This is a genomic window from Actinomadura oligospora ATCC 43269 (genome assembly GCF_000518265.1).
Classification (GTDB): Bacteria; Actinomycetota; Actinomycetes; order Streptosporangiales; family Streptosporangiaceae; genus Spirillospora; species Spirillospora oligospora.
Map to the genome: position 1 here is coordinate 151127 of NZ_JADG01000019.1, position 25686 is coordinate 176812.

Consider the following 25686-nt stretch of genomic DNA (forward strand, 5'->3'; position numbering starts at 1 on the left):
TCTCGGGCCGCGGAGTTCGAAAGAACCCCGTCACACAACTTCATATCGCTCATCCAGAGGGGTGGAGGGACCGGCCCTACGAAGCCCCGGCAACCACCCGGTCAGAACGCGCTCGCGACTCCGCGAGGCCGACCGGGAAGTGGTGCCAACTCCGGCCTGCGACCAAGTCGGCGCAGGGAAGATGGGGGAAGGGCCTCGCTTCATGGCGCTCACGTCTGCGATCGATCTCGGACCTGCCACCGCTCTCACCTGCCGCGAATGCGGCAACACCCGCGACCTCGGACCGCACTACGCGTGCGAGGAGTGCTTCGGGCCGCTGGAGATCTCCTACGACTTCGGCGAGGTCACCCGCGCCTCGATCGAGGCGGGACCGCGCAACATCTGGCGGTACAAGGGCCTGCTGCCCGTCCCGTCGCACATCGAGGAGACGCCCAACACCGAGCCCGGCCTGACCCGGCTCGTCCGCGCCGACCACCTCGCCGAGACGCTCGGGCTCTCCCGGCTCTGGGTGAAGGACGACAGCGGCAACCCGACCCACTCGTTCAAGGACCGCGTGGTCGCGGTCGCCCTCGCCGCCGCCCGTGAGCTGGGCTTCACGGTGCTGGCCTGCCCGTCCACCGGGAACCTGGCGAACGCGGTCGCCGCGGCGGCGGCCCGCGCGGGGATCCGCAGCGCGGTGTTCGTGCCGTCCGACCTGGAGGCGCAGAAGATCATCACGACGGCCGTGTACGGCGGCACGTTCGTGACCGTGGACGGCAACTACGACGACGTCAACCGGCTCGCCTCGGAGATCGCGGGCGAGCAGGAGGACTGGGCGTTCGTGAACGTCAACGTCCGGCCGTACTACGCCGAGGGGTCCAAGACCCTCGGCTACGAGATCGCCGAGCAGCTCGGCTGGCGGCTGCCGGACCAGATCGTCGTCCCGGTCGCGTCCGGGTCCCAGCTCACCAAGATCGACAAGGCGTTCCAGGAGCTGATCAAGCTCGGCCTGGTCGAGGAGAAGCCGTACCGCGTGTTCGGCGCGCAGGCCGCGGGCTGCGACCCGGTCGCGCACGCGTTCAAGCAGGGCTGGGACGTGTTCCGCCCGGTCAAGCCGGACACCGTCGCCAAGTCCCTCGCGATCGGCAACCCGGCGGACGGCACCTACGTGCTCGACGTCGCCCGCCGCACCGGCGGCGCCGTCGAGGACGTCACCGACGAGCAGGTCGTGGAGGGCATCCGGCTGCTCGCCGCCACCGAGGGGATCTTCGGGGAGACCGCGGGCGGCGTCACCGTCGGCGTGCTGAAGAAGCTCGCCGAGTCGGGCGTCCTCGACCCGTCCGCCGAGACCGTGATCATCAACTCCGGGGACGGCCTGAAGACCCTGGACGCCGTCGCCCCGGTCGTCGCCCCCACCGCCAACATCGCCCCCGTCCTGGACGCGTTCCGCGCGGCCGGGATCGCCTGAGAGGAGCCGACATGAGCACCGTGTCCGTACGCATCCCGACCATCCTGCGGACCTACACCGGCGGTGAGTCGGAGGTGGACGCCGAGGGCGGCACCCTGCGCGCCGTGGTCGCCGACCTGGAGTCGTCCTACAGCGGCATCTCGGCCCGCATCCTGGACGACAACGGCAGGATCCGCCGCTTCGTCAACGTCTACGTCGGCGACGAGGACGTCCGCTTCGCCGAGGGCCTCGACACCCCCACGCCCGCGGGCACCCAGGTCTCCATCATCCCCGCCGTCGCCGGGGGCTGTTGACAGGCGCTGACGCCCTAGAAGCGCCCAGAAGGCCCTCTTTCTTTACGGAAGGGGGCTTTTTGTGTTGATTGCACGGGTAAAGGCATGGTCATGGGGATAGCGGAGGATGTTGCCGGAGTGCTGTGCGCCCATCCGGCCGTGCGGGGGGTGGAACTGGTCGGGTCGCGGGCGCGGGGGACGGCCGTGCGGAGTTCGGACTGGGACTACGCGGTGGCCGTGGACGACTTCGGGGAGGTGGCCGCCGACCTGCCGGGACTCGTCCGGCCGTTCGACCCCGTGGCGGCGCAGTGGGATCCGCTCGGCGAGTGCGCGAGCTACCTGCTGGTGTTCGCCGGGCCGGTGAAGGTGGACCTCCTCTTCCGGGACGTCCCGCGCCGTCCGGCCGGGCCGTGGCGCGTCGGGCCGGACACGCTGTCCGCGATCGACGCCCACTTCTGGGACTGGATCCTGTGGCTGGACAGCAAGCGCAGGCGCGGCATGGACGACCGGGTGCGCGGCGAGCTGCTGACGATGAGCGGGCACCTGCTGCGTCCGCTCGGCGTGCAGGCCGTTCCGAGGTCGTTGGAGGAGGCCGTGACCAGGTACGTCCGGGCGCGGAACCGGTTGGAGACCCGGTACGGGCAGCGCGTCCCCCGCCGTCTGGAAGCGGAGGTGCTTCCCCTCGTGCACGCGCGCAACGGTGACCATTTCCGGCCGTCCGGTCTTCGCTCCTAGGCCCTGTCGCCCGAATCGGGCCGCCTATAAGGTCGGTGCCGATCACGCCGGGTCGACCCCGCCGCGTCCCGTTTCTGACGGGTCGTGGAGACACGGGTGGTGGTCGGCGGGTCCGCGATAGCAGGGGCGTGGCCCGGGACGGACCGTGGCCGCCGGGGCGCGGACGATTCGGCAGGGTTGGGTATGGCGCAGGGCACAGTCAAGTGGTTCAACGCGGACAAGGGCTACGGCTTCATCGCGGTGGACGGCGGCCGGGACGTGTTCGTCCACTACTCGGCCATCCAGATGGACGGCTACCGCAGCCTGGAGCAGGGCCAGCGGGTCGAGTTCGAGATCACCCAGAGCGACCGCGGGCCCCAGGCGGAGGCCGTCCGCGCCCTCTGACGTCCGAACTCCCTCCTCGTCCGACGAGCTAGGTCAGTCGCGGGGCGGCGTGCCCGAGCGCGGCGCGGACGCGACGTGTGCGGCGAGCAGCTGGTCGGCACGGCGCAGTCGTGCCGCGAGGCTGCGGGCCATCGCCCAGTGCAGCGCCTCCACGACCTGCGGACGGTCGGCCTCCAGCCGCTTCAGCGCCGCGCCCGTGAGGACCTGGCAGACGGTGGGCTCGTCCGCGACGATGCGGTACGTCCGCGGATCGTCGCGCCGCAGCGTGAGCTTGGTGACGGCCGTGCCCGGACCCATGGACGCGACCTGCACGGGTTCGGCCGGTTCGCCCTGCATGACCTGCGCGACCAGGCCGCCGGAGATGACGAAGTAGAGCGACTCGTCCGGTTCGTCCCGGACGTCGAACAGCACCTCGCCGGGCGCGAGGCGGCGCTCGGCGAACAGCGGGGTCAGCACGTCCAGCATGTCGGCGGGCAGATCACGCAGGACGTCCTGCTCGGGCAGCGGCACCGCCTCGGCGCGGTCGGCCTCGGCCGCCGGTCCGGTCTCGGCGAGCAGCGTCTCGGCGACCAGGGCGTCCTCGCACCATTCGAGCGCCTCGTCCAGCGACGCGAACGCGGCCTCGGCGGACGCCAGCGGCGACCGGCCGTCCACGGCGGAGACGACCATGGTGACGCCGTGTTCGCGCAGCTCGCGGACCAGCGCGTCCAGCAGGTTCACCGCGACCGGCTCGGCGCGCACGACCCGGTGCAGGTCCAGGATCAGCCAGCGGACGCCGTCGTGGTCGCCGGTGATCGCGCGCACGGCGATGTCGGTGGACGCGAACCCGAGGTCTCCCTGCAACTCGCAGAGGGCGATGGCGCGCCCGCCCAGGCGCAGGATCTCCCGCTCCGCGAACCGGCGGCTGCGCCGCGACGACACCGCGTCCCCGCGTAGATACCGGTGGATCGCCGACATCGTCCCGGTGACCGGACGCATCAGGTGAAGTCCGAAACGCAGTGACAACTCCTGGCAGGCCGCGATCGCCCGGACGCTCGTGCCCCGCCGGTCCAGTGGCGGGCTGAACACGCCGATCCCGAGCTGCGACGGCAGGACGGCCACCAGCCCGCCCGCGACGCCGCTCTTGGCGGGCAGCCCGGACCGCAGCAGCCACTCGCCCGCGAAGTCGTAGGTCCCGGACGTCGCCATCACCGCCATGACGTGCTCGGTCGTGTCCGTCCCGACGACCCGGCGGCCGGTCAGCGGGTTCACCCCGCCGGACGACAGCGTCATCGCCATGACCGCCAGGTCCCGCGCCGTGACCAGCGTCGAGCAGGCCATGAAGTACACCTTCACCGCCTCGTCCACGCTGCCGTCGAGCGTCCCGGCGTTGCGCAGCAGGTACCCGATCGCGCGGTTGTGGTCGCCGGTCCGCTCCTCCGACGCCAGCACCTCGTGGTCGATGCTGAGGTCACGCCCGGCGAACGCGGACAGGCCGTCCAGGATGCGCTGGAACCGGCGTCCCCAGTCGCCCCCGTCCACCAGCGACCCCACGACGATCGCGCCCGCGTTCACCATCGGGTTCAGCGGACGGCCCGTCCCCGCCTCCAGCCGGATCGCGTCGAACCCCTCGCCGGTCGGCTCGACGCCCACCTTCCTCAGGACGGTGTTCAGCCCGCGGTCGTGCAGCGCGAGCGCGTACACGAACGGCTTGGACACCGACTGGATCGTGAACGGCACACCCGTGTCGCCCGCCTCGTAGACGTGCCCGTCCCGCGTCGCCAGGGCGAGCCCGAACAGCGAGGGATCGGCCTTCCCGAGCGGCGGGATGTACGTCGCGACGCGTCCGTCGGTGATCTGCCCGATCCGCGCGTGGACCTCGTCGAGCAGCTGCTGGACGGGGCTCGTGATGTCCCCGGCGTCGGCCACCCCAACCACCCCCCGGAACGCGACCTCCACGCCCTCTCCTACCCGGCGAAGCCGCAGCTCAAGGGGGTGATCCGATGAAGTCGTCCAGTCCGCGCCGTCCTCCGTGCGGACGGTCCGGGTCGCGCGGCGGAGTTCCGCAGCGCCGCGACCTCAACACGCGGATCCATCGCCAGCGCCGTCAGCCTGCTCGCATTATCCGCATTCCTGCAACTGGAGCTCATCAGAGCAGACGTTCCCGTCCCCGCGAGCACGCCCGCACGAACAGTGCGAAAGGCTTGCGGTCCATACCGCGCGATCGCACGCCCGGAACCTCGATTTGCCGCTTAACGGCTGGGAAAAAGGTCAGCCCTCCCAATATCAATATTGCCTGGAGGGCCGAGAGAATTAACTCATCGTGACCTGATGAGGATGCGCCAAATATCGACCTATGTGTGGGCCGTTGGACACGCCGCCAATACTCAATCACAGGTGGCGAATACGCGGTGCGAGCGGATGCGGGACGGCGGCGATCGCCCAATCCCGAACAACTGTGCCGTGCCCCCCTCCACCCCGCCCAACCGGTCCGCCGCGCGCCGGCCGGGACGAGGACATCACCAAGAAGGGCGAGGTCAGACCGTCGATCGGTGACTGCGGGCCTGGCGAGGCGTCCCCCGCCGGGCCCGCGTTCTCCAGCTACGAGGTGGCCTGGCCGCGGTAGCTGACCGGACCCTCACCGGGGAACTGGGCGGTGCCCGAGAAGCTGGCGCCGTCGTCGAAGAACGTGACGGTCGCGTTGCCCTGCGGGCCGGACCAGCTCACCGTGGTTCCGGTCGGCGGACGGCCGTTACCCGGGACCACCGCGTTACGGTTCGCGATCGTGATCTCGAGCGCGTGGTCATCGTGCCACGGGTCGCCCGGGCTGCCCCACTGGATTTGCGTTTTGTACGTTGCCATGTCCTGTCTCCTCGGTTGAGAAGCCTGCTCTGGAATCTGGCGCGCCAATACACATTGAATAACACCTCGAACTCGCCCGGTCATGGGATCCGTGGTGGCCTGAACCGGCCCGACGAAAGCTCTATCGAGGCCTTGTGATCAGAGGCGGACGTGGCGTTAAGGCCCGCCCCCACCCACACCCCCGCAACGCCCGCCGTCCGCGTCGACCGACCCCCACCCCGAACCCCGCCCGAGCGCCCCGACCGTCCCCTGACGCACCCCGACCCGGCACCGCCCGGCCCCACCCCCGGACGCTGGACGCCGCGGCTCACGGACGCGCCCGCCCCCCGACCAGCGAGGACGACGCTTCCGCTGATGAGAGCCCGGATGGCGAGATCAGCCGGACCAATCCGCCGGACGTGTTCGGACGCTTGCACTCGAGGGGGTGGAGTGACCAAGACACCCCCGACTAGCCCCCTGACCTGCGAACGGGCGAGCTTCCAGACCATGCGGAGGCCCGCCCGTTCCGTGACTGCTCCGCGCTGACATGATTCGCGCATGGCCAAGCTCTCGGAGGACCTCCGCTCCTGCCTGCGGCTCTTCGCCTTCTATCTCGGCAACGGGACCTTGGACCTGGAGCTGCTGGACTTCGACTACCGGCCCGCCCTGGTCAAGTACGGCTCGACGCTGGAGATGGTCTTCGCGATCTACACGAACCATCTGGAGATCGACGAGGACGGTCGCGTCACCGAAGGTCTCGCCTACGACCGCGTGGCCGAGTACATCCGAAGCGTGTCCGACCCGTCCTACGTGGTCGATCCCCCCTTCGAGCCATGGGAGACACGCCTCGTCGGCCCCTTCGGGCCAGATGAGGACCTGCCAGACCCGTCCTGACCCCCACGCCGCACACGTATCCGCCGTTCTCTCCAACCGGAGTTGAGCGGGACCCTGCGACCACCGCACAGACGCACCCTGTCCGGAGTGCTCGTCCGCGCGAACGGCGCGTTGCTGCGACAGACAGATGCGCGCGGACGAGCACTCCGGCCCGCGGGGGTCCAGGGGGCTGCGAAGCCCCTTGGTTCGCGCTCGTTCTACCGGCCTGCCGCGCCGACTCGTACCGACCGCCACGCTGTGTCGCTGATTGACTGCGGCCCTCGCTTTCGATCACCTGTAGCGATGGCACCCCGCGTTCCTGACACCCACCGATCTCGGCAATCGCTCGTTGCGGCGCTGCTCGACACCCGGTTTGAACACCAGGTGACGCCGTACCTGGTCCGCTGGGTCTACCTCGGCACGCTCACCTTCGTCGCATTCGGTGAGGTCTTCAGCCTGCTGTGGTTGTGGGCGCTGGCGTCATGGATCGGTGCGGCCATGTGGCTCGCCGCTCCCGTTCTCCTCGGTGTCGGCCTGGTGCTCGTGCTCGCCGTCCGGATCGCCTGCGAACGGACCCTCGCCCAGCTCGGCAAATGGAGCACGCACCCGACGACGTAAGCGGGCGGCCTGCCAATGCCGTAGGCACCCGAAGGGCGGGCCTGCCCGTTGGCCGGCGGCCTGCGACCGAGATCCGCGGGGCGGCGGTGCGCCCTGACGGACGACCGTTGGCCGGGCGACAGTGCCGGGCCGTCGCCGATGCGCGGCCGGGCGCGCGGGGCCGGTGACCGGCGCCCACGCCGCACGCTCCGGCCGCGCTGGCGGCGGGCCGCGCCAACGGCGCGAGCACCGCCGCCCTTGATCACAAATGGCCAAATTCGGCAAGAGGCTGCTTGCCCCGAAGCGCGAGATCAGCTTCTCATCATTCCTCGGCGTATCGAGATATCCGACTCAGTCCCTGCCTTCCAGTCGCCGTCGTTCGATGACGCACCCCAGAGTTCAGGCCGCTGCAAGTACTCATAAGAAGTGGCGGCTCCTCGCTCAAGTATGACAACATTCCAATATGTCACTTGAACAAACTCGTGCAGAACTTTTGGCAAGGTTCGACGATATCACCACCCCTTCCGATGTGATCGATTTACAGCGAGCGCTCGCAGCAGAAATTCGATCGGCCGAGGCTGATAGGAACGAGGATAATGACTGGCATCGGCACCTGCTTAGACTAATGGGCGATGCCATTGCCTGGAAGTCGCTGGAACGCCACTCCATTAGAGAGCTGGCGCGTGGGCGGCGACGGCCACCTTCCCTGACTTCCCAGGGACAGGATTTCGATTATGTTCTCGACGTTGCGACAGAGGTTGCCGATGGGAATTTGATTCCGATAGTCGCCGACCTAACTCACTTGATCTCAGTGGGGGATATCATCGCCGTAGGCCCCTCGGCGATATCAATACTGGAGTGCAAGAATCGCAAGCCCCCTGCAGGACCGCCAAGAGGAAGGCATAGGAGGCAGGAAATTCGCGCGCTCCAGGCAGCGGATTATCTAACCGACGGAATCGTCACTTCGAGCGATGGAATGAAGTACCTGTCGGTCGAAGTGGCGGAACCTCAGCCAGAAATTGCAGCACTTCAGCAATGCATCGAAGCTGCGCAACGTAGCCCTGTCGGAGCCGCCTTGCTTGATCTTGGTGAACGTGACCTCATCTTGGCCCTATGGCCGGGAGGCCTGGACCCCAACGAGGTGCTCCAGGAGGTAAGCGTGGATCCCGCGAACTGGGCACATCCTCAGCTGTCATTCATTTCGAATGCAGTCGAGAACCCCGGCCCGTTTCGCTTTAATCCCTATGCCACGGCGCTTCCTATGCCATTTCGTCTTGCTCTGGCGGAAGGTGAATTGATAGTTGGTCGCTTCGTGGATCTTGGTTTCCTCGAAACTCGACAGTCCGCAGATGGCGGCCCGGACATTGAAATCTATAGGAAGGAAGGAAATTTGCATCTTCGAACGAATCTGCTGGGACATGACCTAGAGTTCTCCGATAGATTCATCGAGCAGGTCATGTGGAATTTCACCTCGGTCCATGCGATGGGCGCAACCCTTCCGAGAATCTTGAGCGAATTTGCACGCCTTGGACCGGACCCAACTGATGAAGCTCGAGAAGAAGCCGCCTCGCCTACAGTGACCTCGTTGCACGGATTTATCTACTCGGACGTCGAAGAGAATGGTGGCAATGTCTTCGTCACGCGCGTAGGGCACTTGACCTCCCGAGGTATTGACCTATCACTAGAGGAATTCGAAGCTTCCCTCGGCGGTGGAGATGGGGGACTCAATCACCCCGAAGGATCGACCTGATAATTCCCGCCAAGATACTGCGCGAGTATCGAGACCTTCCCCCGTCGTCCTGTCCTCAGCGCTTGTCGTGTCGGCAAGAGCAGCGCAGCTCCCCCATAGGCTGGTTGCATGATTCGCGCTGTGGTGTTTGATGTTGGCGAGTGCCTGGTGAACGAGACGACCGAGTATGGGACGTGGGCTGACTGGTTGGGGGTGCCGCGTCATACGTTCTCGGCGATGTTCGGGGCGGTCATCGCTCGTGGGTTGGACTATCGGGAGACGTTCCAGGTGTTCGCGCCGGGCTTCGATCTGTCTGAGGAGCGGGAGAGCCGGGCTGTGGCGGGGAAGCCGGAGAGGTTTGGGGAGGCTGATCTCTATCCGGATGTGCGGCCGTCGTTGGCGAAGCTGCGGGATGACGGGCTGTGGGTGGGGATTGCGGGGAATCAGACGGTTCGGGCTGGGGGGATCCTGCGGTCGTTGGATCTGCCGTCGGATCTGATCGCTACGTCGGATGACTGGGGTGTGTTCAAGCCGGACACGGGGTTCTTTCGGTGTGTGGTGGACGCTGCGCCGTGTGAGGTTGACGAGATCTTGTATGTGGGTGACCGGCTGGATAACGACATTCGTCCGGCTGCTGAGGTGGGGTTGTTGACGGCGCTGATCCGGCGGGGGCCTTGGGGGATCATTCAGCAGGACGATCCGGAAGCCGATCGCATCGCGACGATGCGGATTGATTCGCTGGCCGAGCTTCCGGGCCGGGTCGCTGAGTTCAACGCTGCAACGAACTGACCTGCCTGATCGCTCGACCTGCGAATCAGCGCTTCACGTTGAGTAGGGCGCGCACGGTCTTGGTTTGGGAGACGCAGCGGAAACCGGTGGCGTCGTCCCGCTTCTCGCTGACTCAGAGCAGGTTGAGGACGGTGGCGAAGTTGCGGACGAAGGTGTCCAGGACGGCCTTGCCCTTTTCGGCGGTGCCGAGGGATGGTCGGCCGATGACGCCGGTCTCGGTGTATGCCTGCATTCCGGTGGTGTGGAGGTGGCGGCGGTCGTCGGCGAGGTGGTCGGCGGTCCGGTAGCCGTCGTGGACGAGTTCGGGGTTGACGTGCAGCAGGATCGAGGTTTCGATCTCTCCGGCGTGCATGTCTTCGTGGTTGGTGGTGACCAGGTGCCCGGCTGCGCGGGCCTCTTCCCAGTCGGCGGGCTGGGGGAACAGAGCCATCCGGCGGCCTTCGGCGTTCGCCTCTTGGACGGCGTTGCCGAGGACGTAGTTGCCGCCGTGGCCGTTGATGAGCACGAGTGCGGACGGGCCAGAGCGCGTCACCGAGTCGTAGATGTCGCTGATGACCGAGTACAGGGTTCGGGCGGAGATGCTGGCCGTTCCGGGCCACGCGCTGTGCTCCTGGGAACAGGAGATCGTGATCGGCGGCAGCAGACGGACGGGGTAGGTGTCGGCGATCTCGCGGGAGATAGCGCAGGCGACAACTGTGTCTGTGACCAGGGGGAGGAAGGGGCCATGTTGCTCAAAGCTGCCTGCCGGGAGAATCGCGACGCTGGCGTTCAGCTCGCGTTCGTCGGCGGTCGTGGCAGTGGGCAACAGGTGTCTCACAAGAACCCCACAGATCGAATCGGGGACCTCAGCCCTTCACATTGAGGAGGGCGCGCATTGTTTCGGCTGGGGTGACGCAGCGGAAGCCGGTGTCGTCGTCGAGCATGTCGGCTGAGGCGTCGTTGAACTCGGACGGGGTGCAGCGCAGGAAGGGGCTTGTGAAGGCGCTGCCCTTCAGCTCGTGCCGTCCTGGTGTTGTTGGGGTGGAGCACCACTCCCAGGTGTTGCCGCACATGTCGTAGACGCCGTAGGGGCTGACGCCGCTGGCGTAGCAGTCGACCGGGGTCGTGTTCCGGATGCCGTGTTCGCGGCAGTTGACCTTGGCGGGGGTCCGCTGGTTGCCCCAGGGGTAGATGTCTCCGCGGGCTCCTCGGGCGGCCTTCTCCCATTGCTGGCTGGTGGGGAGGCTCTTGGCGCACCACTGGACGTAGGCGCTGGCGTCGTACCACGTCACGAACACGACCGGGTGGTTCAGATACTCCGGGGACGGTTCGCCGTTCTCCCAGTGCTGCGGTGGCTTGGCGTCCGTGGCGGCTACGAAGCGTGCGTAGTCGGCGTTCGTGGTCGGAAACACGTCGATGTAGAACGCGGGGAGGTAGACGGGCTCGTTCTCGGGGCCGGAGAAGTACACGCCGGACTCGACCAGGGTCATCAGCTTGCCGTCGACGGGACGGCGGACCTGGTGCTCATCCCCGACGGGGATGTCGGGATCGTTCTCGGAGCCTGGTGCCGCGTCGGCGTTCAAGCTCGCCTCCTGGGGGGAGTGTTCGGATGACGTGTACCCGATCATCTCGGCGAACCTTGCCTGCTCCTCTGCCGTGGCAGCCGCCAGGAAGAGATCCAAGGTCTGCTGGGTGACGGGTTTTGGGCGAATGTCTTCGCCACGCTTTTCCCACTTCGAGATGATTCGCTCGCTCATGCCGAGTTTCGCGGCGAACTCGCGAATGCTCATGCGCCGGGCCTCGCGAAGGGCGCGCGCTTCCCGGCCGGTCCAGTTCTGGATCGTGATCTTCATCAGCAGGATGCTCCGTGGGGTGCGGACGGGGCACTAGAGGGATTCGGCGGGGATCTCTGCGTACTCCTTCCGGAGGGTATCGAAGATGGGATGTTCGGCCGGAAATTCGATGTCGTCGATCGCGGTGATGGCGCGAACGCCGATGGTGGTGTTCGTCGCGAATGCTGCTTCCATGCGTGGCAGGTCCGAGAGGTTGACCGGGCCGAGCGTGCTCTCTTCGTGCACCTGCTGAAGCAGGCGCATCGTCACACCGGGTAGGACATCGGCGTTGGGCCAGATCACACGGCTGCCGTCGAAAAAGCCGATGTTCCAGGTCACTCCCTCGGAGAGGAACGAGTCTGTGTCGGTGAAGGCGCAGTCATCGAACCCGTCGAGCTGGGCGCTGCGGCGGTGCCAGAGTGCGCCGAACAGGCCGATGTGCTTCACCTCGGGCAGGTCACGCACGTAGCGGGCTGTCTGCACGCGCATCGGAGGAGACGGGAGCGATCCGCAGGACCGGGACGTGACCAGGACGCTGGGTTCCGCGGATGCCGCCGGACGGCCGAGCTCAAGTGCGGGGTCGAAGACGGTAGCGCGAACGACGAACGCGCCCTCGCGACCGACTACCACCTGACGGATGTACTCGCGAACCCGGTCGCGGTCCAATTCCGCTGAGAAGAGCACCCGGCAGTCACGGACCAACCGTTCAATGTGGTGCGAAAGTCCGCGAATTTGTTGATCTTCCACCCGCATGGACGTGAAATGTCCGTAGTTGACCAGGGCCAACGCCTTCAGCTCATCGGGGGTCACTGGAACGCCATTCAGTTCGGCCATGCCTTCAGTCTGACAGTAGAGATGTCTGTTTTGCAGCCTCCAGTGCAGTGAAAGTTCAGTGCGAGAGCAGTAGCAGGACATGGGGAGGACCACTGATCAACTAGAAGCCTTGGAGGCATGACGGATCAGTGTGAGTCCGAACGGTGCAATGGCTGCCGGGGGCGTGGTTGGAAGTGGGTTTCGGCCCGCCCTGACCTCCTCACTCGTCGGCCTGGCCTGGGGCCCGCTCCCGACCGTCAACGTGTGGCGTGCAGGGAATGCCGCGCGGAGCGCTCGGCAAGAGCGGCGTGATGAACCGCGGGACCGGCGGCGGTGGGGTGCAGAAGGATCCACAAGGGACGTCGCCGGTCCCGCTTACCCGCGCTGTGCCTGAGCACGTGATGAGCTGCGGGGCCGATGCTGACGGCATGAGATCGGAGAAAGCTCGCGATCTGCCTTCCCCCGAGGCGCGAGCCCACCGTCTCTGCCTGGTGATGGAATCCCGGCATCGGCCCCGCTTCCACTGCGAAGGGGTTCGTGATGAGTGAGTCGATTCTGAGGGTGGATGAGGTGGCGGCGTGGGCTCCGGCTGCGCGTGCCTTGGTCGCCGAGTTGGAGGCGCGGGGTCTGACGGCCCGGGTCCTGAGTCATGGGGCGGTGTGGGTGCGGAACCCGGCTGGTGATCCGGCTTCGGACGACAGGTTGGGTGCGTTGATGTCGCCGGGGCTGAATCAGGAGGTGTGGTGCCGTCCGAACGGGGACCACGTCGGGCTCTGGTGGTGGTGGGCGTGGGCGGCCCCTGCACGCAACGAGCCGCCGGATCTGGAGCCGCTGTGTCCGGTGGACGAGCCGAAGCGGGCGGCGGACGCGATCGCGCGTGTGTTGGCGGTGCCGTTCGCTGACGCGCCGGTGTCGTGATGTGCAGCGACCACCCACAGCGCACCGACCCGGCTGCCGTTCGGCCCGCAGGGCATCCGGCCACTCGGGGCGGGTTGGGCCGGTCGGACCTTCCGGCCGTGGTGGATGCACGACTGGTGATGCGGGCGATTCAGTCGGAGTTCGGGTGCGTGTTGTCCGCCTGGTACGGCGTGCACACGGGTTCGTGGTGGGCGCTGGTGTGGGCGCGTCCGGGCTTGCGGCTGGTGGAAGCGATCAATCCTCGGGAGTTGCGTGATGCAGTGGAGCAAGCGGACCGGTGGCCTTGGCCGAACGCGGGAGGGCGTGGGCCTGTCCGGCCGTCCCGCCCTTAGCCGCCTGGTGGCCGCGCCCATCGCTGAACCCGCAGGACCGGACGTGTCTGCGTTGCCGCTGGCCGAGGCCGTGACCGACTCGGTCGCCAAACTCCGATCGGCGTCCTGGGCCCCACGCCCGCTGGACGAGACGGGGTTCCTGCTGGATCTGCTCGCGGAGACTTTCGATCAGCTTCTCGACGTGCTGTGGGAGATCGAGAAGGAGTTGCAGGCCACGTACCACGCGGTTCCGCGTGACGGCGGCACGGGACAGGCGACGTTGCGCGTCTTGGACGATGCCATCAACAACCTCAGCTCCTGCGGAGACACCCTCAGCGGGTCTCACGTCCTGCTGAGCCACGCCAAGAACGCCCTGGACCGACTGGACAACGACGACGTCCCGGCCACGGGACACGACTCGGCGGGAGACGGCCGATGAGCGAAGAGGCTCGCGCGCGGCTGGCTCGGTGGCTGACCCGGTGGGCGGCCCGTCGTGCACGTCGGCGTTCAGAGGCAACCGCGGCTCGACGGGACGCCGCGATGGTGGACTGGATGCTTGAGGGTGACAGCGAGGCCGCCGGGCAGGAGTTCGCGCGGCGGGTGCGCGCTGCCTTGGCCTCGTCGCCGGTGTCTGCGGGCTGGATCCACGACATCCAGCCGCACCGCATGTCCGGCCACGCCGGGGTGACGATGTGGGTGACCCTGCTCAACCACGGGGCCCGTGTCGACGGACTTCGGATCTGGATCGACGCCTCAGGACTCCAAGACCTGGTCGACATGCTCGACCACGTCCGCTCGCCCGAGTTCCGCGAGGCCATGGGCGAGTTCGGGGACAGCTACACCTAAATCGCGGCGTCCGTTGGTCGCGCCGGATGGATCATGTTCGGCAGCCGGGCAGAAGCGTGACGGAGCGAATACCCGCTGGGTACGCTCTGACTACTCGTGTTGTCGAGAACTAGGCGGATCCAAGTGTCGGATGACTGGCAGTACCTCCCGAAGTACCAGCAGATCATCCAGAGCTTGCAGCGACGGATCACGGACGGGACCTATCAGGTCGGGGACAAGCTCCCGTCCGAATCGCAGCTGATGAAGGAGTTCGCCACGTCCCGCCCGACGGTGGTCCGGGCGTTGAACGACATGCAGCTCCGCGGGGAAGTCGAGCGCGTCCACGGGCGCGGAACCTTCGTCAAGGCTCTGCCTGCCTCCGATGACCTGGATCGGAGTCGCCCGGGGCTGGCGGTGCTCGACCGGCACGAGACGACCGAGACGGTCAAGGTGCTTGAGATCGGTCGGCGTCCGGCACCAGCGCCGGTGGCTGAGCTGCTGGGGTTGGCTGAAGGGGCACCGGCGTTTCTCCGCCGCTACGTCGGCACCTACGACCAGATTCCGAGTGAGCTGGTCTCGCTGTGGCTGCCTGCGGACGTTGCACGGGCGGCAGGTCTTGAGGTGAACGGGCCGCTGACGGTTCCGGTTCGGGAGCTGCTGACCTCGGCACATGATGAGCGCTTGGTCCGCATCGATGAACGGCTGTCGGCGCGCCGTGCGACCGAGCAGGAGGTCAACGCCTTGGAACTCGGGGCCGACGAACCGATTCTCGCGATCTCGGGCGTGATCCGGGATGCGTCTGGGCGGGGCGTCCTGGTCGTTGACCTGGCGCTTCCGGGATCGCTGCACGAGCTGACCGACTCCTTCCCACTCTGATGTGATGCACGTCACACGATAAGTCGACCTGATATCCGCGTGATCACTCTGCGTGAGGGGTAACTTCTAAATCGGCAACTCGATAGGACGAGTTGTCGATCGGAAGGAAGCTCGTCAGAGCTAGTCACACGGAGGTGGCCATGGCAGTGCTGGGACGGATCCAGGTGGACTTCGGTGCGGTGTTCCCGCACGGGGTGTTCGCGACGGGGGCGGCTGAGCCGCTGGAGAACTTCGAGACCAAGCGGCAGGAGGTCGACAAGGAGAACGGTCTCCCGGTCTGGGTGGTGGATGTGTACGACGCCGACCCGGACGCGAATCACAAGAACTCGGCGATCAAGGTGAAGATCTCGGCGCAGGTGTGCCCGGTGGTGCCGGAGGCGGTGTTCGGGCCGTTCCGGCCGTGCGAGTTCGAGGGGCTGACGGTCACGCCGTACGTGGACGACTCGGGGAAGCGTCCGCGGATCGCCTACTCGTTCCGGGCGCGTGGCGTCCGGTCTCCCGGCGGTGCCCCGGGTGGTGCGGCTGGTACGGGCAGGTCCCGCCCGGCGACTCAGGCCACGGCGCAGACCAAGGACGCGGCCTGATGGGGGCGCGGGGGACCGGGATGACCGGCCGGATGGCGGCGTTGGCGCTGCCGGTGGACGCGAACGCGACGTGTGAGTTCAAGGGGTTCCGTGCGCGGACGCCGCTGTTCTCGATCGTGGCCGGGCGGACTCTGGTCACGCTCACGCTCCCCGAACGGCTGCGCGCGGAGGATGTGGAGTTCGCCCGGCGGCTGGCCGAGCAGGCCCGCGCCTACGCGACCGAGGTCGAGCGGGCCTTCCGGTCCGGTGGTCGGGGCGGGGCTGTTGAGAAGGGGCGGGCTGCGTGATGGAGGCGAAGTCCTTCGGGTCCATGTCGATGCACCTGGACGAAGACGCCCGGATCGACTGCTGCACCTACCCCGACTGCGCACCGATCCTGACGATCGACGGGATCCGCTTCGGCTTCACGATCACGGCTGCGCACAGGCGGCTGTGTGGGCCGGTCGATGTGGCCAACGCTCGCGCGCTGGCCGAGGCGGTGGCGGTCTACCTGGCCGAAGTCGAACGGCTCGCCAACCCGGAGAACTCCGCGGCCGACACCTCCGGCCGGGACTGCTCGAAGGGGGCGGCGTGAACGGCCTGGTGCTGGTCCTGGTGGGCCTGGTGCTGATGGCCGTGGGCGTGGTCGCCGGGCTCGTGGTTCTGGCCGAGTGGGCCGAGACGCGGCGGGCGGTGCGCTGGGGGCACACCATCGGTCGTCACTGCGGCCGGGCCTCCTGCGAACCCTGCGCGATCGCCGCGCAGTCGGCTGAGGCTGCCACGGAGGTCGGTGCCCGTCCGGTGCTGATCGTGCCGGTCATGGTCCCGTGGCCGCCGCCGATCCCGGGCGCGTTCACCCAGGTCATCTGAAGTCGCGAGTTCGCGTGAGTTGAGGGCGGGGCGGCGTGAAGCTGCAACCTTCCCGCCGCCCCTTCCCCCTCGCTCGCTTCCTCCACCTGCGCAAAGTCCACGAATCCTGAAGGGGGATCTTCATCATGGCATGGGAGTTCCGCAAGCTCGGTCCGGGCGAGAACGTCGCCGTGGAAGCCTCGACCGACCCGTTCGCCGGGCCGAAGTGGGCGCCGCCGGTCTGGCACATGCCCGAGGGCCTGGTGCTGCTGGTCAATCTGGTCCGGTTCCTTGTCCGTCTGACGGTGTTCGCCGTCCGCAACGCCGTCCCGCTGTCGGTGCTGGCTGGGCTCGGGTGGCTGGGGTATCGGGTTGGCTGGGTTCTGCCCGTCGTCCTGGTGCTCGTCGCGGGGGCCGGTCTCGGCGGGTGGGCCGTGCTCGATCGGCCCGGGTTCTTGCGGTGGGTGGGCTACCCGGCTCGTGCGAAGTGGCGGTACGTCCGGGTCTACCGGCGGGACTGGCAACCGGTGATCGTCATGGCGGGGCTGTCTCGAACCCACAAGGGCCGTGAGTACCTCCCGTCGATCAAGCGAGTTCGGTGCGGTCCGGCGTCGGATCGGGTCCTGGTCCAGATGCTCAAGGGGCAGGCCCCGGACGTGTGGGAGCGGGCGACGCCGAATCTCGCGCATGGGTTCGGGGTGTCGCTGGCTCGGGTTCGTCACGGTGGACGTCCGGGGCGGGTCTGGTTGGAGTTCGTCCGCAAAGACGTCCTCGCCACCCCCCTCCCTGCCCTCCCGATCCCCGCCGCCGCGGACGTGAACCTGAGCGGACTGGTGATCGGGCGGTGTGAGGACGGTTCCCCCTGGCGGCTGCGGGTCCAGGGGACTCACGTCCTGGTCGCCGGGGCCACCGGATCCGGCAAGGGCTCCATCATCTGGAGCACGGTGCGGGCCCTGCTCCCGCTCATGGTCGCGGGCCTGGTGGAGATCTGGGCCGTCGACCCCAAGCGCATGGAGCTGTCGTTCGGGCGGGGGTTGTTCGAGCGGTACGGCCGGTACTCCGACGACCCCAAAGGCGGCATGGTCGAGCTCCTGGAGGCCGCGGCTGAGGACATGAACCGGCGGGCCGAGGAGTTCGGTGGTGTCACCCGGTCATTTACGCCCACCACCGCGCACCCGTTCCGGCTGATCATCGTGGATGAGCTGGCGTTCCTCACCGCCTACTGCCCGGACCGTGACCTGCGCAAAAGAGCTGAGGCTGCCCTGGCCGTGCTGACCTCTCAGGGGCGGTCGGTTGGGTACTGCGTCCTGGGCGCGCAGCAGGACGCGCGCAAGGAGGTGAACAACCTCCGCAATCTGTTCCCCGACCGCATCGCGCTCCGCCTGGACGAGTCCGAACAGGTCGACATGATCCTTGGCGACGGTGCCCGTGACCGCGGGGCCTACGCCGACCAGATCTCACCCATTCCGCAGATCGGCGCAGGGGGCGGGTTCGTCCGCCTGGAAACCGTCCCCGACCCGGTCCGCGTCCGCGCTGCCTACGTCTCCGACGACGACATCAGCGCCATGGTCGCCTACACCGACCATGACACGGACGACACCGACGACGACACCTACGGCCCCACCTTGGGGGCGGCGTGAACACCCCGCGTCACTGGCTGGATCCGCTCCGCTGCCCGACCTGCGCCCGCCTGAACCCGTCCTGGCTGGCCTATCGACCCGACCGGGACGGCGACCGGGTCACCTGCGAGCACTGCGGCGGCCTGGTCCTGGTCCTCCTCGCTCATGGCCGACTGTCCGAACTCCGCCCCGCCGACCCCACCACGGGAGGTGATCCCTCATGACGTTTCAACCCACCCTCGACGCACCCGACGCCCCGGCCCCGCAGACGGCCCCCGAGTCGGCCCCGCAGACTGGGCCGGTGAAAGTGCTCCCGCCGCTCGCGCGGGACCTGGTCAAGGCCGTCGCCCTGGAACACGGGGTGTGCATCCGGCCGGTCCCGATGCGGCGGGTCGATCTCCACACCGGAGACTCCAAGGTCGTCTACGTCCCGTGCGGGCACACCCTCGCCTCGGTCTGCCCGCCCTGTGCCGAGCGCAAGCGCACGCTCCGGGCCGTCCAGTGCTCCCAGGGCTGGCACCTCGACACCGAACCCGAAATCCTCCGCGAGGACCCCGCCGAGCAGCAGCGGAACCTGATGGAGTTGCGGGCCCAAGCGCAGGCTGAACGCGACCGGGCCGAGGCCGAGGGCCTGGCGCATGGGGAGCCCGTCGAGTTCTGGGACGGGCTCTTGAGCGAACTCGATGTCGAGATCGAACGCGCCGGAGTCCGAGGCACGCTCAAAACCGGGGACCAGCCCCAGCGGCGCACCCGGTCCACTCGGCGGCGTCAGGACGCCCCGGACCTTCCCCGCCGTCCCGTGGACGCTCGGACGGTCGGCAGGACCTTCACCGCGCCGGGCGGGAAGACGTTCCGGCCGTCGATCTTCCTCACCCTCACCCTCGACTCCTACGGACGCGTGCACTCCGACGGAACACCGGTCGCCCCCGACGGCTACGACTACCGGCGGGCGGCACGCGATGCGATCCACTTCGGGAAGCTGGTCGATCGGTTCGTGCAGAACCTGCGCCGGTTCGTCGGCTACGACGTCCAATACTTCGCCGCCGTCGAACCCCAACGCCGACTCGCCCCGCACCTGCACATGGCGATCCGCGGGACCATCTCCCGCCGGGAACTGCGTCAGGTCGTGGCCGCGACGTATCACCAGGTGTGGTGGCCTTCCACCGATCACGTCGTCTACCCCGATGAGCGGCTTCCGGTCTGGGATGAGGTGGCCGGAGACGACGGGCAGGGAGGCTACCTCGACCCCGACACGGGTGCGGCACTGCCCACCTGGGATGAGGCCCTGGACCGGATCGGCCCGGACGACGACGCCGAACCCCTGCACGTGGTCCGCTTCGGGCGCCAGGTCGACGCACAGGGAGTCCTGGCCGACACCCCGGACGCGCGGCGCTGCATCGGCTACCTGACCAAGTACCTCGTCAAGAGCGTCGCGGACTGCCACGAGCCCGAGACCACCCTGCAGAAGGCACACGTCGAGCGCCTGGCGGAAGCGCTGCGGTATGAGCCGTGCTCGCCAACCTGCTCCAACTGGCTCCGCTACGGCGTCCAACCCAAGAACCCCCGCACGGGGATGGTCCCGGGGTTCTGCAAGGGCAAAGCCCACAAGCGCGAACACCTCGGCTACGGCGGACGCCGCGTCCTGGTCTCCCGCAAATGGTCCGGCAAAACCCTCGCCGACCACAAGGCCGACCGGAAGGCATGGGTCCTCGCCCGCCTCGCCGAAGCCGGAATCACCCCAACCAACACCGACACCGGACCCGGCTACGCCTGGGAACGCGCAGGACCCGCAGACCCCGACGTCAGATCCCCGGAACATCGGCTCCTGCTGCTGATCAACGAGCGCATAAAGCGACGCGAACAGCTCGCACAAGCGACCACAGAACTTCCGGCAACAGAGGAGGCGGCGTGATGTCTGAGACGGATCTGATGACTCTGGAACAGCTCCTCGCCGAACTGGGCGGGGTGTCGAGGAATACGTTCTACCGCTGGCGTCAGCTCGGCAAAGGCCCGCGCTCGCTGAGGCTTCCCAACGGTCAGCTCCGGTTCCGCCGTCAGGACGTCCGGGCCTGGCTGGATGTCCTCATTGAGGACGCTGCCTGATGATGTCGTTCAAGGTCCGGTTCTGGGCCATCAAGGTCGTGAAGAACCGGCGGCGACCGTACGGCGTGCGCTGGGTGGTGGAGAACGAAGAGAAGTCCGAATGGTTCATCACTCGGGCGCTCGCCGACAGTTTCCGCTCGGACCTGATGCAGGCTGCGCGGCGTGGTGAGGCATTCGACACCGAAACCGGCCTCCCAGAATCGAAGCTGAAGGCCCTGACCTCGGGAACCTGGTACGAGCACGCTCGCAAGTTCGTCGCGATGCGCTGGAAAGGGAGTCCGGGAAAGACGCGCTCGACGATCGCCGACTGTTTGGCCGTTGCCACGGCGGCTCTCGTGAAGGATCAGAAAGGCGCTCCGGACCCGTCCATCCTGCATAGGGCCTTGGCCGCGTGGGCGTTCAACGTGACCAGGATGAAGACCAGGACGCCCCCGGACGAGATCGCGAGCGCGCTTGCATGGGTGGAGCAGAAATCCGTCCCGCTCGCGATGGTCGGGGATTCCGACAGGCTACGGGCAGCCACGAAGGCCCTGACGTGCTGCCTCGATGGACGGGAGGCAAAGCCTTCCACCATACGAAGGCGGTACTCGGTCCTCCGGTCTTGTCTGGACTATGCCGTTGAGCGGGAGATCTTCGACCGCAACCCGCTGGAAGGGCTGCGCTGGAAGCGTCCGGAGCACACAACGGTCGTTGACCCTCGTTCGGTGCCCAACCCTGCTCAGGTCCGGATGCTCCTCGACGCGGTTCCGGTCGCCGCTCCTCGGGTCGGGGAGCACCTCGGGACCTTCTTCGCCTGCCTCTACTTCGCGGGGATGCGCCCGTCCGAGGTGGTGAACCTGCGCCGTGCCGACTGCGAACTTCCGGCAAAAGGTTGGGGGAGACTCCTCCTCGTCGGCTCAAGTCCTGCGCCGGGCCGTGCCTGGACGGACAGCGGCGAGCTTCACGAGGAGCGCACTCTCAAACATCGGGCCGATGGCGTGACACGCCCGGTGCCCATTCCGCCCGAACTGGTCGTGCTCCTGCTTCGGCACATCGCCCGGTTCGGGGTCGCCGAAGACGGTCGGCTGTTCCGCAGTGGCCGGGGCAACCGACTCGCCCCGGCGAGCTACGAAGCGGTGTGGAAGCGGGCGCGGGCCAAAGTGCTCCCGGCCCAGCAGCTTGACGGGCCGCTGGCCTCCCGGCCGTACGACCTGCGCCACGCCTGCCTGTCGTTGTGGCTGAGCAGCGGGATCGACCCGGCAGAGGTCGCGGAGCGGGCCGGTCACTCGGTCGAGATGCTGCTGAGGACGTACGCTCACTGCATCGAGGGGAGAGAAGCCGAGGTGAACCGGCGCATCGAAGCGGCGCTCGGGTCCCCGGACGCCCCCAGCGCGGAACACGCGGAACAAGCCATCCCCACGCCCCGCCCTCCCAGCGTCCGCGTTCCGCGATCGTTCCGGGACTACCGACAGACGATGGGGCACCGTGGGGCACGGTCGCACCCGGCGCGGACCAGCGAGGACGAAGGTTCCGCTGATGAGAGGCCGGATGCCGAGATCACCCGGACCAATCCGCCGGACGTGTTCGGACGCTTGCACTCGAGGGGGTAGAGTGCTAAACCAAATGTTGGCACTCTGCTGTGGAGAGTGACAGCTCCACAGTCTGGGTCGGGGCGATGAGGCCCCTCGTTCGGCGGCGGAATGGCAGTCGTCGGCAGGGGTCGTCCGTCGCGGGCATCGGCTCGATCCGTCTATGGCCACCCTGTTCCGGGAGGACTTGGAGCCTATGGCTGCAAAGATGATCGCGTTCGACGAGGAGGCCCGGCGCGGCCTCGAGCGCGGCATGAACCAGCTCGCTGATGCCGTGAAGGTGACCCTTGGTCCCAAGGGCCGCAACGTCGTGCTGGAGAAGAAGTGGGGCGCCCCCACGATCACCAACGACGGTGTGTCCATCGCCAAGGAGATCGAGCTCGAGGACGCCTGGGAGAAGATCGGCGCCGAGCTCGTCAAGGAAGTAGCCAAGAAGACCGACGACGTCGCGGGTGACGGCACCACCACCGCGACCGTCCTCGCCCAGGCCCTCGTCCGCGAGGGTCTGCGCAACGTCGCCGCCGGCGCCAACCCGATGTCCCTCAAGCGGGGCATCGAGGCGGCCGTCGAGCGGGTCAGCGAGGAGCTCTCCAAGCTGGCCAAGGACGTCGAGACCAAGGAGCAGATCGCCTCCACGGCCTCCATCTCCGCGGGTGACACCCAGATCGGCGAGATGATCGCCGAGGCGATGGACAAGGTCGGCAAGGAAGGTGTCATCACCGTCGAGGAGAGCAACACCTTCGGGCTCGAGCTCGAGCTCACCGAGGGTATGCGCTTCGACAAGGGCTACATCTCGCCGTACTTCGTCACCGACCCCGAGCGGATGGAAGCGGTCCTCGACGACCCGTACATCCTGATCGTTCAGGGCAAGGCGTCGGCCAACAAGGACCTGCTGCCCGTCCTCGAGGGCGTCATGCAGTCCGGCAAGCCGCTGCTGATCATCGCCGAGGACGTCGAGGGCGAGGCCCTGGCCACCCTGGTCGTCAACAAGATCCGCGGGATCTTCAAGTCCGTCGCCGTCAAGGCCCCGGGCTTCGGCGACCGCCGCAAGGCGATGCTCGGCGACATCGCCATCCTGACCGGCGGCCAGGTGATCTCCGAGGACGTCGGCCTCAAGCTGGAGAACACCAGCCTCGACATGCTGGGCCGCGCCCGCAAGGTCGTGGTGGCCAAGGACGAGACCACGATCGTGGACGGCGCCGGTGACGCCAACGAGATCGCGGGCCGGGTCAACGAGATCCGCACCGAGATCGAGCGCACCGACTCCGACTACGACCGCGAGAAGCTCCAGGAGCGCCTCGCCAAGCTGGCCGGCGGCGTCGCCGTCATCAAGGCCGGCGCGGCGACCGAGGTCGAGCTGAAGGAGCGCAAGCACCGCATCGAGGACGCCGTTCGCAACGCGAAGGCGGCCGTCGAGGAGGGCATCGTCCCCGGCGGTGGCGTGGCGCTGCTCCAGGCCGGCACCAAGGCGTTCGACAAGCTCGAGCTGCCCGGCGACGAGGCCACCGGCGCCAACATCGTCCGGCGTGCGCTGGAGGAGCCGCTCAAGCAGATCGCGGTCAACGCCGGTCTCGAGGGCGGCGTCGTGGTGGAGAAGGTCCGCAACCTGACCCCGGGTGAGGGCCTCAACGCCGCGACCGGCGAGTACGTCAACATGTTCGACGCCGGCATTCTCGACCCGGCCAAGGTGACGCGTTCCGCTCTGCAGAACGCGGCGTCCATCGCGGCGCTGTTCCTCACCACCGAGGCCGTCATCGCCGAGAAGCCGGAGAAGAACCCGGCCCCGGCCATGCCGGGCGGCGACGGCGGCATGGACTTCTGATCCGACCTCGGAAGTCCGGGCTCAGGCACTGCTGAAGCCTGAACGCAGGAGGGGCGGTCCCGTTCGACGGGGCCGCCCCTTCCGGCTTTCCGAGGTTCCGTCTCCGGCTCGATGACCTGGCCGGACGGCTGGATCCCGGTTCACCGGGGTTCCTTGTCAGCGCCCGCCTTGACAGGATCGCGGCGTGACCGATCTCTTCAATCTCCCCAGCATGCGGGTCGAACAGCCGCGCAAGGTCGTGCAGACCCAGACGCGGTACGACGTGGTGGACGACCAGGGCACCCTGCTCGCCTACGTCACCGACCAGCAGGTCCGAAGCCGCCGCGAGGCGGTCCGCGCGGCCCTCCCGCAGACCGTCCGGAGCACCCACGCCACCCTCGTCCTCACGGACGCCGAGGAGGTCCCCCGGTTCGTCATCGACAAGGTGGACGCCTGGAACACCCACGTCCACCTGGCCGTCCCCGGCGAAGAGGGCGAGGCCGTGATGCGCGGAGACCGCATCGGGACCGTCCGCGCCAACTCCACCCGCCGCCAGTACTTCCTCCTCGACGCCGACGAGAACGAGCTGGCCCAGGCCGTCGGGGACCTGCGACTGCGCAGCTTCCCCGTCACCGACAACGAGCGCCGCAGGTTCGCCGGCATCAACAAGAAGTGGGCGGGACTGCGCGCCGAGCTGTTCACGACGGCCGACCGCTACGCGATCGAGCTCACCGAGGAGGTGTCCGAGGCCCTCCGCGTCCTGGTCGTCGTCACGGCGATCGTGCTGGACATGATGGCCTACGAGTCCAAGGAACTCGTCTGACCGCCGACTGACGTCCGTCCGGCGCCGAGCCGGGCCCGGGCAACCGCCGGGGGAGCAGTCCCCGATGGTGTGGCCCGAGACGGCACGCGCGGGGTTCCCTCCGGACGCGGCAGCGGGTACGTTCCGCTTGTGCAGGTCGTGCCAGAACGGTCGAACAGCCGGTGGCTGTCACCGGCCATACCGACCATCGCCAACTGCGTCCTGGCCGCGCTCTGGGGGTTCTCCGCGTTCGGCGGCTGGAGCGACGACGCGTTCTGCGGCACCGGGGCCGCCCACGACGCCGACTGCGGCGACGCGGTCCTCCGCTACGTCTGGCTCTCCGCCCCGCCCGCCTTCGTCGCCGCCGGGATCGGCCTCCTGTCGTGGCTCCTCCCGAACGTCCGGCGACGACCCGCCCTCCTGGACCGCAACCTGACGATCGCGATCGGCTTCTGGGTGTTCGCCGAGGCCGTCATGTTCGTCGGCGGCTTCCTGACGAAGCACTGACCACCGGCACCGCGCGGCCCTCGCCCCTCCGGACGCCCCGCCCCCCACCGGAAACCCGTCTCGGAATACGCCGATCCTGATCACCATCGAAGCTTCCGACGGGCCGGGATGCCCGCACTTCTCAACGCATAAGCCCAGGTAGTGGACGCACAAGCGGCCGCCGCAGGGGCTCCCCGGTGACGCGCCGGAGAAAGCTCCGCCAGCCGGTTTGACGCAGGGGCCCCCTGGGCATACTGTTCTCTTCGCCCCACGGGGTTGCGGGACGTCGAACGGCGGCCGGCCCGGGGGGAAACCACCTGACACCAAGCGGTAGCGGCTTCGCCGTGCCCGCCGTCGGATGGTGCACCGGAAAAGTTCGATTTTGCGAATCGGCGCGGATCTGGTGAAATAGAAGTGCTGCAGGGAACGGCCGCGAAAGCGGGCGGGAACTGCGGAATCAGAATCGGCCGGGAATTGACAAGCCGGACGGAACTGATAAAGTAAGCGAGTCGCCACGGAGCGAAAGCCGCGGAAAACGCGGACGGAGCGCGTGGGTGTCCGTTTCTTGAGAACTCAACAGCGTGTTAAAAGCCAGTGCCTTTATAGATCAGGCCAACGTGTCTGATCACCCCATGCTCTGAACCCTTGTGGTTCGGGGTGGGGATTTCTTTGAGGCAAACAGTCTTCGAATTGTT

Annotated in this window: 29 protein-coding genes and 1 riboswitch; of the genes, 24 read left to right on the forward strand and 5 right to left on the reverse strand. The window is 67.7% G+C overall.

Features of this window, described 5'->3' with window-relative positions; translation table 11 throughout:
• Positions 1-46: 46 nt before the first annotated feature.
• A riboswitch (SAM riboswitch) is annotated at positions 47-188 on the forward strand.
• 14 nt (positions 189-202) lie between these two features.
• The 4 genes from thrC (at position 203) to P696_RS0127680 (ending at position 2838) form a co-directional block, all read left to right on the forward strand.
• Positions 203-1447, forward strand: coding sequence for a threonine synthase (gene thrC, locus P696_RS0127665; protein ID WP_034487203.1), 1245 nt, complete (start codon positions 203-205; stop codon positions 1445-1447).
• A gap of 11 nt (positions 1448-1458) precedes the next feature.
• Positions 1459-1740, forward strand: a complete 282-nt coding sequence (locus P696_RS0127670; RefSeq protein ID WP_026414864.1) for a MoaD/ThiS family protein — start codon at positions 1459-1461, stop codon at positions 1738-1740.
• A gap of 90 nt (positions 1741-1830) precedes the next feature.
• The gene (locus P696_RS0127675) at positions 1831-2454 is read left to right on the forward strand and encodes a nucleotidyltransferase domain-containing protein (RefSeq protein WP_157429952.1); all 624 of its coding nucleotides are present in this window, start codon (positions 1831-1833) and stop codon (positions 2452-2454) included.
• Positions 2455-2637: 183 nt separating this feature from the next.
• Positions 2638-2838: a cold-shock protein gene (locus P696_RS0127680; protein ID WP_026414866.1), complete on the forward strand. Its 201-nt coding sequence runs from the start codon at positions 2638-2640 to the stop codon at positions 2836-2838.
• Between the two features lie 33 nt (positions 2839-2871).
• On the opposite strand, the gene glsA is transcribed toward P696_RS0127680, so the two are convergent.
• Both glsA and P696_RS0127690 read right to left on the reverse strand, forming a co-directional pair.
• Complete coding sequence (gene glsA, locus P696_RS48570) at positions 2872-4776, reverse strand: glutaminase A (protein ID WP_084338238.1); 1905 nt, start codon at positions 4774-4776, stop codon at positions 2872-2874.
• Positions 4777-5418: 642 nt separating this feature from the next.
• Positions 5419-5679, reverse strand: coding sequence for a hypothetical protein (locus tag P696_RS0127690; RefSeq protein ID WP_026414867.1), 261 nt, complete (start codon positions 5677-5679; stop codon positions 5419-5421).
• A 537-nt stretch (positions 5680-6216) separates the two neighbouring features.
• Here P696_RS0127690 and P696_RS0127695 point away from each other — a divergent pair.
• The 4 genes from P696_RS0127695 to P696_RS0127705 all read left to right on the forward strand — a co-directional run bounded on the left by P696_RS0127695 (position 6217) and on the right by P696_RS0127705 (position 9646).
• Complete coding sequence (locus P696_RS0127695) at positions 6217-6552, forward strand: DUF7677 family protein (RefSeq protein WP_026414868.1); 336 nt, start codon at positions 6217-6219, stop codon at positions 6550-6552.
• Positions 6553-6915: 363 nt separating this feature from the next.
• A complete protein-coding gene (locus tag P696_RS0127700; protein ID WP_026414869.1) occupies positions 6916-7149 on the forward strand; it encodes a hypothetical protein in 234 nt (77 codons plus the stop codon).
• A gap of 442 nt (positions 7150-7591) precedes the next feature.
• Positions 7592-8878 carry a hypothetical protein gene (locus tag P696_RS56270; protein WP_157429953.1) on the forward strand — a complete coding sequence of 429 codons (1287 nt, stop codon included), beginning with the start codon at positions 7592-7594 and terminating at the stop codon, positions 8876-8878.
• A 108-nt stretch (positions 8879-8986) separates the two neighbouring features.
• The gene (locus P696_RS0127705) at positions 8987-9646 is read left to right on the forward strand and encodes an HAD family hydrolase (protein ID WP_026414870.1); all 660 of its coding nucleotides are present in this window, start codon (positions 8987-8989) and stop codon (positions 9644-9646) included.
• A 112-nt stretch (positions 9647-9758) separates the two neighbouring features.
• Here P696_RS0127705 and P696_RS0127710 read toward each other — a convergent pair whose 3' ends face one another.
• The 3 genes from P696_RS0127710 to P696_RS0127720 are packed head-to-tail and all read right to left on the reverse strand — an operon-like array spanning position 9759 to position 12291.
• The gene (locus P696_RS0127710; protein WP_084338260.1) at positions 9759-10451 is read right to left on the reverse strand and encodes a creatininase family protein; all 693 of its coding nucleotides are present in this window, start codon (positions 10449-10451) and stop codon (positions 9759-9761) included.
• 40 nt (positions 10452-10491) lie between these two features.
• Positions 10492-11478, reverse strand: a complete 987-nt coding sequence (locus P696_RS0127715; protein WP_157429954.1) for an SUMF1/EgtB/PvdO family nonheme iron enzyme — start codon at positions 11476-11478, stop codon at positions 10492-10494.
• 33 nt (positions 11479-11511) lie between these two features.
• On the reverse strand, positions 11512-12291 hold the full coding sequence (locus tag P696_RS0127720; protein WP_026414873.1) for an aminotransferase class IV family protein: 780 nt from the start codon (positions 12289-12291) through the stop codon (positions 11512-11514).
• A gap of 540 nt (positions 12292-12831) precedes the next feature.
• Between P696_RS0127720 and P696_RS0127725 the strand changes: the two genes are divergently transcribed.
• The 16 genes from P696_RS0127725 (at position 12832) to P696_RS0127800 (ending at position 25012) form a co-directional block, all read left to right on the forward strand.
• Entirely contained in the window at positions 12832-13188 is a 357-nt protein-coding gene (locus tag P696_RS0127725) for a hypothetical protein (protein ID WP_157429955.1), read from the forward strand.
• Between the two features lie 375 nt (positions 13189-13563).
• Entirely contained in the window at positions 13564-13938 is a 375-nt protein-coding gene (locus tag P696_RS0127730) for a hypothetical protein (RefSeq protein ID WP_157429956.1), read from the forward strand.
• A gap of 113 nt (positions 13939-14051) precedes the next feature.
• The gene (locus tag P696_RS0127735; RefSeq protein WP_157429957.1) at positions 14052-14345 is read left to right on the forward strand and encodes a hypothetical protein; all 294 of its coding nucleotides are present in this window, start codon (positions 14052-14054) and stop codon (positions 14343-14345) included.
• 123 nt (positions 14346-14468) lie between these two features.
• Complete coding sequence (locus tag P696_RS0127740; RefSeq protein WP_051468250.1) at positions 14469-15200, forward strand: GntR family transcriptional regulator; 732 nt, start codon at positions 14469-14471, stop codon at positions 15198-15200.
• 140 nt (positions 15201-15340) lie between these two features.
• Complete coding sequence (locus P696_RS0127745; RefSeq protein WP_026414878.1) at positions 15341-15784, forward strand: hypothetical protein; 444 nt, start codon at positions 15341-15343, stop codon at positions 15782-15784.
• A complete protein-coding gene (locus P696_RS0127750) occupies positions 15784-16071 on the forward strand; it encodes a hypothetical protein (protein ID WP_026414879.1) in 288 nt (95 codons plus the stop codon). The genes P696_RS0127745 and P696_RS0127750 overlap by 1 nt, the downstream gene beginning before the upstream one ends.
• Entirely contained in the window at positions 16068-16358 is a 291-nt protein-coding gene (locus P696_RS0127755; RefSeq protein ID WP_157429958.1) for a hypothetical protein, read from the forward strand. Before P696_RS0127750 ends, P696_RS0127755 begins: the two co-directional genes overlap by 4 nt.
• Positions 16355-16633: a hypothetical protein gene (locus tag P696_RS0127760; RefSeq protein WP_026414881.1), complete on the forward strand. Its 279-nt coding sequence runs from the start codon at positions 16355-16357 to the stop codon at positions 16631-16633. The genes P696_RS0127755 and P696_RS0127760 overlap by 4 nt, the downstream gene beginning before the upstream one ends.
• 125 nt (positions 16634-16758) lie before the next feature.
• Positions 16759-18252, forward strand: a complete 1494-nt coding sequence (locus P696_RS48575; protein ID WP_245627837.1) for an FtsK/SpoIIIE domain-containing protein — start codon at positions 16759-16761, stop codon at positions 18250-18252.
• On the forward strand, positions 18249-18455 hold the full coding sequence (locus tag P696_RS0127770) for a hypothetical protein (protein ID WP_026414882.1): 207 nt from the start codon (positions 18249-18251) through the stop codon (positions 18453-18455). The genes P696_RS48575 and P696_RS0127770 overlap by 4 nt, the downstream gene beginning before the upstream one ends.
• Positions 18452-20143: a replication initiator gene (locus tag P696_RS0127775; RefSeq protein ID WP_245627838.1), complete on the forward strand. Its 1692-nt coding sequence runs from the start codon at positions 18452-18454 to the stop codon at positions 20141-20143. Before P696_RS0127770 ends, P696_RS0127775 begins: the two co-directional genes overlap by 4 nt.
• On the forward strand, positions 20143-20334 hold the full coding sequence (locus P696_RS0127780) for a helix-turn-helix transcriptional regulator (protein ID WP_026414884.1): 192 nt from the start codon (positions 20143-20145) through the stop codon (positions 20332-20334). Before P696_RS0127775 ends, P696_RS0127780 begins: the two co-directional genes overlap by 1 nt.
• Complete coding sequence (locus P696_RS48580) at positions 20334-21923, forward strand: tyrosine-type recombinase/integrase (protein ID WP_064744131.1); 1590 nt, start codon at positions 20334-20336, stop codon at positions 21921-21923. The genes P696_RS0127780 and P696_RS48580 overlap by 1 nt, the downstream gene beginning before the upstream one ends.
• A gap of 175 nt (positions 21924-22098) precedes the next feature.
• The gene (gene groL, locus P696_RS0127790; protein WP_026414885.1) at positions 22099-23724 is read left to right on the forward strand and encodes a chaperonin GroEL; all 1626 of its coding nucleotides are present in this window, start codon (positions 22099-22101) and stop codon (positions 23722-23724) included.
• 184 nt (positions 23725-23908) lie between these two features.
• Positions 23909-24526, forward strand: coding sequence for a phospholipid scramblase-related protein (locus P696_RS0127795; RefSeq protein WP_026414886.1), 618 nt, complete (start codon positions 23909-23911; stop codon positions 24524-24526).
• A gap of 129 nt (positions 24527-24655) precedes the next feature.
• Positions 24656-25012 (forward strand): hypothetical protein, encoded by a 357-nt coding sequence (locus P696_RS0127800; protein WP_026414887.1) that lies wholly within the window; start codon positions 24656-24658, stop codon positions 25010-25012.
• Positions 25013-25686 lie beyond the last annotated feature (674 nt).